This is a genomic window from Microbulbifer halophilus (assembly GCF_026183675.1).
Classification (GTDB): Bacteria; Pseudomonadota; Gammaproteobacteria; order Pseudomonadales; family Cellvibrionaceae; genus Microbulbifer; species Microbulbifer halophilus.
In genome coordinates this window covers 25,058-34,491 of record NZ_JAPIVK010000040.1, presented here as the reverse complement: position 1 = coordinate 34,491, position 9,434 = coordinate 25,058, and the positions used below count along the sequence as shown (strand labels likewise).

The 9,434-nt window shown below is 61.0% G+C and carries 6 protein-coding genes; 5 read left to right on the top strand and 1 reads right to left on the bottom strand.

Annotated features, from left to right (window positions below; all coding sequences use genetic code 11):
* Positions 1 to 61 precede the first annotated feature (61 nt).
* Positions 62 to 2,419 carry a penicillin acylase family protein gene (locus OQE62_RS16795; protein WP_265723203.1) on the bottom strand — a complete coding sequence of 786 codons (2,358 nt, stop codon included), beginning with the start codon at positions 2,417 to 2,419 and terminating at the stop codon, positions 62 to 64.
* Positions 2,420 to 2,730: 311 nt separating this feature from the next.
* Here OQE62_RS16795 and OQE62_RS16790 point away from each other — a divergent pair, with 311 nt between their 5' ends.
* From OQE62_RS16790 to OQE62_RS16770, 5 genes are all read left to right on the top strand, one after another.
* Positions 2,731 to 5,328 (top strand): TonB-dependent receptor, encoded by a 2,598-nt coding sequence (locus tag OQE62_RS16790; protein WP_265723202.1) that lies wholly within the window; start codon positions 2,731 to 2,733, stop codon positions 5,326 to 5,328.
* A 217-nt stretch (positions 5,329 to 5,545) separates the two neighbouring features.
* Complete coding sequence (gene egtB, locus OQE62_RS16785; RefSeq protein WP_265723201.1) at positions 5,546 to 6,841, top strand: ergothioneine biosynthesis protein EgtB; 1,296 nt, start codon at positions 5,546 to 5,548, stop codon at positions 6,839 to 6,841.
* Complete coding sequence (gene egtD, locus OQE62_RS16780) at positions 6,838 to 7,806, top strand: L-histidine N(alpha)-methyltransferase (RefSeq protein WP_265723200.1); 969 nt, start codon at positions 6,838 to 6,840, stop codon at positions 7,804 to 7,806. The genes egtB and egtD overlap by 4 nt, the downstream gene beginning before the upstream one ends.
* A complete protein-coding gene (locus OQE62_RS16775) occupies positions 7,790 to 8,317 on the top strand; it encodes a DUF411 domain-containing protein (protein WP_265723199.1) in 528 nt (175 codons plus the stop codon). The genes egtD and OQE62_RS16775 overlap by 17 nt, the downstream gene beginning before the upstream one ends.
* 64 nt (positions 8,318 to 8,381) lie before the next feature.
* Complete coding sequence (locus OQE62_RS16770) at positions 8,382 to 9,359, top strand: hydrolase (protein ID WP_265723198.1); 978 nt, start codon at positions 8,382 to 8,384, stop codon at positions 9,357 to 9,359.
* The last annotated feature ends 75 nt before the right edge of the window (positions 9,360 to 9,434 follow it).

Here is a 9,434-nt window from a genome sequence, read left to right as displayed (position 1 = left end):
GGCCAGATAGCCCCTTGAGGGATGTAGGGACAGATGGTATCTACATTTCTGTGGGGATTGTCTACTGAAGATTGATTTCGTATCGGGCTTCCCCCTCCATCAGCGGCGACGGATTACCTGCCACCCAATCTTCGTGGCCGTTGGCGAAGAAGGGCGACAACGGGTGCGCACTCTGTCCGGTGGCCATATGGAAAATGGCGTTTTCCATGTGTCCCGGAGCCACCACCATGCGCTCGGAGGCACCGCTGTCCGGTGACTGTACCCGCGGCATATGGGTATCGCCGGACAGCGGTTGCGCCGGCATGGCGGTGAACCAGTTGACCGCGGACAGGGCGCGGCCCAGCGGGTGGTGAATCCTGGCGGTGTTCTGTTGGCCCCAGGTCTGTTCCGCCAGTGGCAGGCCGCCTTCGGCCATCTTCGCCAGCACTTCATCCAGCGCCGCCAGTTTCAGGGACTGCCAGGATTCGAAATCCGGGTTGAGCAGGTTGTCCGGCTCGCCGCTGGCCATCTCCCAGATGGCGTACTCGATCTGGCGGTTCACCGAGCCCAGCGAAAACTCCTCGTCGAAGCGGCGCATATAGCTCAGCACCGGCGCGGTGGCGTACTCCATGAATTTCAGGCGGTAATTGCGCACCATCCGGTAGCCGACCGAACTGGCGCTGGCGCGGCCACCCCAGTTTTCCACCTGTGCGCGCACATCGGCATAGTTGTCCCGGCCGGCCAGCAGCGACAGCAGGTTCTTCTGCCAGCGTTGCAGGAAAACGGCTCGGTCGTCGAGCTGGATGTCGAGCAGGTCCTTTTCGGTAAACCGGTCGCGGGCGAAGAGGTTGTCGCGGATCTGCTGCTGGCGTGCCCCCAGGGCGTAACCCTGGTTGCCCATGATCTGCAGGAAGTCGCCGTCCATGGTGCGGGCGTTTGCGGTCCAGATCCGGTGGGAGGGCGGGTCGTAGACCCGGGGCTGTTCCGCCGCGGACAGATAGCCATCCCAGTAGGCATCGCCATCCGCCCAGGAGACGGAGCGGCTGCCGTCGAAACCCACACGCCGCGGAATGGCACCGCCCACGGTCCAGCCGATATGCCCCTCGTTGTCGCCCACCACCAGGTTCTGGTGGGGAATGCCCAGTTGCGGGCCGAGATCCAGCGCCTCTTTCGCCGTCTCCACCGTTTCTATGCGCAACAGGTTCAGGTTGGCACCGCGGGGATCGTGCGCCACCCAGCGGTAGGCGAGGGGCCTGCCCCGGTGGTTCTCCGCCACCACCGGCCCCCAGATGGTTTTGCGCACTTCGATGGTTTCCGGCTCGGCCCCTTTTACCGCGATGCTCTCCTCGGCCACCTCGAACGCCCGCCAGCCATCCGGCGTACGATATTTCCCGCCATCTTCGCTCAGCTCCAGCGGGATCAGGTCGCTCCAGTCGCCGCCGGTATTGGTAAAGCCCCAGGCCACCCTGCCGTTGCTGCCCACTACGGCGATGGGGCCGCCGGGCAGGGTGGCACCGCGCAGATAGCGGTCGGTACCGGGTATTTTCCAGCCGGCGCGGTACCAGATATTGGGCACATCCAGGCCAAGGTGCATATCGTCGGCCAATATGGCCGAGCCGTGTTCGGTCAGCGCGCCGCCGACGACCCAGTTGTTGCTGCCGGCGATGCGATCTTCGCTCGTCATCGGCTGGTAGGCGATGGATTGATCCGCTTCCAGTAGCGTGGCGATATTCGTCTGCGGCAGGGTCACCGGGCCGCGGGGGCCGCCGATCAGTGGCGCGTCCCAACTGCCGCCGGCGGGGAAGAAAAACTGATACAGGTCCCGCGGCAGCAGTTCCGCCAGCGCCGTATCCCGGCGTTCGAAGTTGCCGGTAGGGCTCTGCAGCGTCAGGTACATGCTGAAGATGGTCAGCATGCTGTCGGCCGCACGCCAGGGGCGCGGTTCGGCGCCGAGCAGTGCGTATTCCCAGGGGGTGGCACCGAGCTGCCCCAGACCGTAGTTCACCCCTTCGACATACTGCGCCAGCAACTGCCTCTGATCGCGGGGCAGAGCGGCCACATTGCGCTCCGCGCGCTGGCGGAATTGGTGTACGCGAATACCGCGATCGTGTTCCAGCGCAGCGTCGCCAAACAGTTCAGACAATTCACCAGCGGAATTGCGCCGCAACAGATCCATCTGGAAAAAGCGCTCCTGCGCGTGCAGGAAGCCCAGCGCGAAGGCGCTGCTGTTGCGGCTGTCGGATTCGATCAGGGCCACCCCCTGGGCATCGCGGCGGATGGTGGCCGGAACCTCCAGGTGGCCGGTCTCCAGCTTTCCGCCCAGAACCGGCAGGCTCTGGCGCAGCCACAGCCAGATGATGGCAAACAGTATCAGCGACAGGGCGACGGCGCCCAACAGAATACGAGCGATCAGAGGGGAGAGGGACACTCTAAGAGACATGGTCACTTTGCCTGGTCATTGTTGTCATTGGTGCAAATCGGAAGATTAACAATGCTAGTTTGCACCAAAATAGTTACTCGAGGACAAACTGCGGTCACGAATGAGAATTTTCTGTGGAATAGGGTGTCATTAGAATATTAATAATGATTTAGGCGCCACCCAGAACTGACCAGTCATCGGGAAAAAGTCACAACAGGGTTTCCAATCCCCTTGCTGGGTCGTAGTATGGCGTTTCATAACAAAAAAGATAAACAACAAACATCTATCTGAACATCACGCTTTTCTATAACAACAAACGCGAGGACGCGATGATGCACGACGCCGATCAGACCGGTAAAAACCGGCAATTCCGCCTGTCCATTCTCTCCGGGGCCATTGCCTTTGCCACCGCACTCAGCGCCACTGCCACTGCGGCAGAAATCGAGGAAGTTGTGGTAACGGCACAGAAGCGCTCGGAAAACCTGCAGGACGTCCCCATCGCCATCTCCGCCTTCACTGGCGACAACATGAAGGCCATGGGTGTGGAGAATCTCACCGACCTGGGCAAGTTCACGCCGGGTGTCGAGATGAATAACGATACTCCGCTGCAGCCCACCTACAGTATCCGGGGCATCCAGACCAGCGATTTTACCGTCGGATCTGATCCCGCGGTGGCGGTCTACGTGGACGGTGTCTACACCGGCCGCGGTGCCGGTGCGGAAATTCCCCTGGCGGATATAGAACGGGTGGAAGTATTGAAAGGCCCGCAGGGCACTCTGTTCGGCCGCAACGCCACCGGTGGCGCTATCCATATCATCAGCAAGAAACCGCAGGCGGATGACACCGCCGAACTGAGCCTGACCGCCGGCAACTACGGCCGCCAGTCTTCCGATCTGCTGTTGAATCGCCAGATTGCCGGCAACCTGTACGGCCGCTTCACCGCGTCCAGCAACCGCAGGGACTCCTTCGCAGATAACCTGGGAGGTGATTTCGAAGCCGGCAACCAGGATACCCAGACCTACCGCGCCTCGCTGCTGTGGGAGCCGACGCTCGATACCGAGGTACTGTGGCGCGCCGACTACGGCGTGATGGACCAGGGCAGTGCGCTGCGTACCTCGATTGTGCCGACACTCCAGGAAATGGAAGGTGGCACCGACGTCTTTGGTGACTACTCCCTGGATACGCCCACCATCGAGGATCGCGACTCCTGGGGTACCTCGGTGACCGTTACCAGTGACTTCGAGGATTTCACTTTTACCTCCATCACCGCCTACCGCGGTTTCGATGCGCATCTGCAACAGGATGAGGACGGTACCGCAAATCCGGACTATATGTTCGGTTCCGCCAACTTCGACGACCAGACCCAGTTCTCCCAGGAGTTTCGCCTGAATGGCGTGACCGACACTCTGAAGTGGACTGTCGGCGCGTCCTATTCCCGCGAGGAACTGGAACACGATACCGATGCCTATTTTACCGCCGGTTCACTGGAATCCTTCGCTGTTTATGAAGGCGTAAAAGCCCAGATGGCGGGGGCAGACCTGACCACCACACAGCTCGAAGACCTGGCTGTACAACAGCGCCAGGCGATGATTGCCGGGGGGCAGGAAGGCGCGGCGGTTTCCACTTTCGTCTACGACCTGATGGTCCAGTCCGGCCAGGCCGATCAACTGCTGACGATGTTCGGCGCGCCGGAGTCCATCAATGCCAGCATGCTCGACCGGGAGCAGATGGCGGCCCAATTGATGGCCGGTATCGCTCCCTGGGTAATGGCAGACACGGAGTGGAATGAGACGGTGACCAATACCGGCGACTACCGCTCAGCGGCGGTGTACGGCGACGTGACCTGGAGCCTGACCGACAAGATGGACCTGACCGTCGGCGCCCGTTACACCGCCGACGAGAAAGACTTCACCATCGAAAGCGCTTACCAGAACACCCTGCCGGTTGCATTGGCCGGTGGGGAAGTCGACGTATACGGGGAAGATGGCAGCGTTCTTATGCAGCTGCCCCTGCCGTCAGTGCCTTCCTGTGAATCTGCGGAAGCTCAGCCCTGTATTCCCGCCCAACGCTTCGGCATGGCGTTCAACAACAACGGTATTGCCGATCTGCATCAGGACCTCGATGACTCCTGGAGCGACCTGTCCGGCCGCGTCGTCCTCGACTACCGCTGGAACGACGACGTGATGACCTTCTTCTCGGTGGCAGATGGCTTCAAGGCCGGCGGCTTCAACAGCTTTAGTGCCGCGGAGGGCATCGACCCCTCTTTCGACCAGGAAGATGTCGTCAACATGGAGCTGGGTCTGAAAAGCAGCCTGTTCGACAACCGTGTCAAACTGAATACATCTATCTTTAGCTACGAATACGACAACCTGCAGCAACTGGACCTGGTGGGCGCCCCCATCCCCAACTACTACCTGCGCAACGCCGATGCCGAAGGCCAGGGCGCGGAAGTGGAACTGCAGTGGGCGGCCACCGACAACCTGTTTATCGCCGGCAACTACTCCTACCTGGACACCGAGTACACCCGTTACCAGATCATCGAGGCAATCGGTGAAACCGAAGAGGAGCACTCCCGCGTTGGCCAGCCGCGTGTCTCCACCCCGGAGAACAAGTTCAACATCCTCGCCGAGTACACCGTTCCGATGAACTCCGGTGCGGACTTCGTGCTGCGCGCGGATTACAACTGGACCGACGAGCGTATCGGCTCTATCAGCGACCCGACCCGCGTGATCGAGGACTACCAACTGCTGAACCTGCGCGCGGGCTGGAACAGTGCCTCCGATCGCTACTCGGCGGCACTGTGGGTGAAGAACGCCAGCGACGAGGAGATCGCCGGTGGCTACGGCGGTACCGGTGCGGCCATTGGCGCCAGCCCGGCCTGGCGCTTTATGCCGCGGATGTACGGTGCCGACTTCACCGTGCGTTTCTGAGCACTGTCCGTGACAGCCTCAACGGAAAGGGCCGGCACTGCCGGCCCTTTTTGTGAGCACCGTCCCGCCTTTACCCTTCGCGCCCCACCGACCCGGGTGCGCCAATTTCCAACATGGGGAAATAGATGCCAATTACACCCGCGCGGCTGGTAATTTCGTGGGAATCCCGCCAAAACTGCGTATCATCATTCGAAAAGGATCGCAGTCGGCAATTGCCATGGCATTACTGGCGGGAGAGGTAGACACAGACGTTCGGGAAGAACTCCTCGCGCGCTATCGGCGAATACGTGGAGAAACGGAGCAGTTGGTGGATCCGCTGTCCGCGGAAGATATGCAACTGCAGTCGATGCCGGACGCCAGCCCCACGAAGTGGCACCTCGCCCACACAAGCTGGTTCTTCGAAACCTTCCTGCTGCGCCCCCACCTGGCCGGTTACCGGCAGTTCGACCCGGATTTCCACCAGCTTTTCAACTCCTATTACAACAGCCTCGGCACGCCGTTCAGCCGGCCGCACCGGGGGCTGCTATCCCGGCCCCACCTGGATACCGTCTTCGCCTATCGCCGCAGTGTCGACCGCCATATGGCCGCGCTCCTGTCCGCGGACGAATGGCGGCCGGAACTGGAATACCTGGTGATACTGGGCCTCAACCACGAACAGCAACACCAGGAACTGCTGCTGACAGATATCAAGCACGCCTTCTCCATCAACCCCACCATGCCGGCCTACAGCGCTGCGGACGACGACGGCGAGAGCGGCGACGAGGAGGCCGCCAACGAGGTGCGCTGGCTGGATATTGCCGGCGGTATCTACAGTATCGGCAGTGAGGGGGAGCACTTCTATTTCGACAACGAAGGCCCCGCGCACCGCCAGTTACTGCAGGATTTCCGCATCGCCTCGCGCCTGGTCACCAACAGCGAATACCGGGAGTTTATCCGGGACGGCGGCTACCGCGAGCCGCGCCTCTGGCTTTCCGACGGCTGGTCCTGGCTGCAGAAAACGCGGGCCTCGCATCCCCTTTACTGGCGGGAGAGGGAAGGGCACTGGTATCAGTTCACCCTCGCCGGCCTGCAGCCGCTGCGCGGCGCGGAACCGGCCTGTCATCTCAGCTTCTACGAGGCCGATGCCTTCGCCACCTGGGCCGGCAAGCGCCTGCCCACCGAGTTTGAATGGGAAGTCGCCGCCTGCCTGCTGCGCCAGCCGGACCAACTGGCGGTTGCCAACCTGCTGGAAAAACGCCTCTTCGGGCCGGTCGCTGCGGCGCCGGGGCAACCCCAGTTCCTCGGCGACCTGTGGGAGTGGACCGCGAGCGCCTACCACCCATATCCCGGCTTCCGCGCCAGCGAGGATGCCGTCGGCGAGTACAACGGCAAGTTCATGTGCAACCAGAAGGTGCTGCGCGGCGGCTCCTGTATTACACCCGCGGACCATATCCGCATGAGTTACCGCAATTTCTTCTACCCGCACCAGGCGTGGCAGTTTACCGGAATTCGTTTGGCAGGAGATGCAGTATGAATATGGCCGCTTCGCCGATGCGCGCAGCCCCCCCGATTGATGAAGCTTTTTACAGCGACGTACTGCAGGGACTGCACCGGGAACAGAAAAGCCTGCCATGCAAGTATCTCTACGATGAAACCGGTTCGCGGCTGTTTGAACGGATCTGCGAGCTGGGCGACTACTATGTGACCCGGACGGAAGCCGCGATCTTTGAACAACACCTGCCCGAGATGGCCCACTGTATCGGCCCGCGGGCCGTGATCGTCGAGCCAGGTGCGGGCAACTGTGAGAAGGTCCGCCCCCTGCTGGAGAGCCTGGAAAACCCCGCCGCTTATATTCCCATCGATATATCACCGGAAATACTGCTCGCCGCCAGGGCGGATATCGAGCACCGCCTGCCGGGCCTCCCGGTCGAGGCCGCTGTGGGCGATTTCACCTGTATGGAAGCCTGGCCGACCGCCGACGGGACCGCCGGGCTCCGGCAGGTAATCTTTTTCCCCGGCTCCACCATCGGCAACTTCGATCCGCAGCAGGCCAGGGCACTGCTGGCCCATTTCCGGTCCCGGCTGAAGCGCGGTGACGGCCTGCTGATCGGCACCGACCTGGTCAAGGATTCGGTGGTGCTGGAGCGGGCCTACCACGACAGCGCCCACGTGACTGCCGATTTCAACAAAAACCTGCTCGCCCGAATCAATCGGGAGCTGGACGCGGATTTTGATCTGTCCCTGTTTGCACACCGCAGTTTTTATCATCCCCTCCGCCAGCGGGTCGAGATGCATCTGGTCAGCCTGAAATCCCACTGTGTCAGTATCGGTGGTGAGCGGATAGCCTTTCGGGAAGGGGAGACCATCCATACCGAGAACAGTCACAAATACTCCCTGGCCGGTTTTGCCGAACTGCTGCGGGATACCGGCTTTTCACCGCTAGCCCACTGGAGCGACGCGAAACAACACTATGCGGTCCACTATGCACAGGCCGACTGATCGACTCTCCTGTTTCCTGCTGGCGGTAGTGATCCTGGGAGCTGCACCGCTGTGGGTGGAAAATGCCCGGTCTGATGACGAGGGGGAAAACGGCACAGCTTCCAGCGGCGAATTGAGCGGGCCGCTTGTGGTGCACAAAAACCCTCTCTGCTTCTGCTGTAAAAAGTGGATGGCCCATCTGCACCGGAGGGGTATCGAAACCAGCACCGACAACACCACCAACATGAGCAGGATAAAAGGGCAGTGGGCCATTCCCGAGGGGATGCACAGCTGCCACACGGCGGTACTGAACAAAAAGTATGTGTTCGAGGGCCATGTGCCCGCGCGCTTTATCCGCAAATACCTGAGCAACCCGCCCGAGGGAAGTTATGGCCTCACGGTGCCGGGCATGCCCGAGGGCAGCCCGGGCATGTACAAGGGCAAGGACTTTGAGCCCTACAATATCTATCTTTTGATGCGCGGTGGTGATTATCGCTTCTACGTGCGTGTAGAAAAACCGGAATCGCGCTAAGCCCCTCTTCAGTTTCTACAAAAATATCGGTATGGTCTGGTCCGCAACCAGCCGGACCCGACAGATGACCGAGAAGTTCTCCCCCGCCATTGGCCTGGGCAACTGCCACCTGCAGACCGTTTTCGCCCGTTTTCACCGCCCCGATTCCTGGGTAGCCACCGAGTGCCACTGGTACTACACACCGGATGGCGATCAGCTCGGCTTGCACCTGCCGAAACCTTTGGAAGACTGCCCCGATCGGCCCCTGGTGCTGATCCTCCACGGGCTGGAGGGATCGGTCGCCTCTCCCTATGCCCAGGGAATGATGGATGCACTGATGCGAAAGAATTTCCAGGTTGCAGTGATGCATTTCCGCGGTTGTGGTGGTGTTCCGAACAAATTGTTGCGGGCCTACCACAGCGGCGACAGCGAGGACCCGCGTTGGCTTGCCGGCGAACTTCGTAAGCAACTGCCCGATACACCGATAATGGCGGTGGGCTACTCTCTGGGTGGCAATGTATTGCTGAAGTGGCTGGGCGAAGACGGGGAGGGCAGTCCCCTGGCGGCGGCTGTGGCCGTGTCGGCACCGATGGACCTGCACGCCTGCAGCCACCGGATCAATACCGGGCTGTCGCGTTTCTACCAGCGCCACCTGCTCGCCAGCCTCAAAAATAGCCTCGAGAAGAAGGCCATGGAGGCGACACTGGCCGACGCCATGCCGAACCTGAAGGAGCCGGGAAACTTCGCCAGCTTCCGTCGGTTTGACGACGCCTTCACCGCGCCCCTGCACGGTTTTCGCGATGTCGACGATTATTACACCCGCGCCTCCAGCAAGCCGCTGCTGAAGCATATCATCCGACCGACCCTGATCATTCACGCCGAGGATGATCCGTTTATCGACCCGGCGGCTATTCCAACCAAATCAGAGGTGGGTCCCGGCGTGCAGCTCAACATCAGCAAGCACGGCGGCCACGTCGGTTTTATCGGCGGCAGTCTGTGGCGGCCGAAGTACTGGCTTGAAAAGCGGATTCCCGAGTTTTTCCGGTCTGTATCCTGCCATTAGGTGGCAGTTTGTTTTACTTGGTGCCAAACCGAATGAAAATTGGCGTGTCGTCCCTTTTTAGCCAGCCGCTATTGT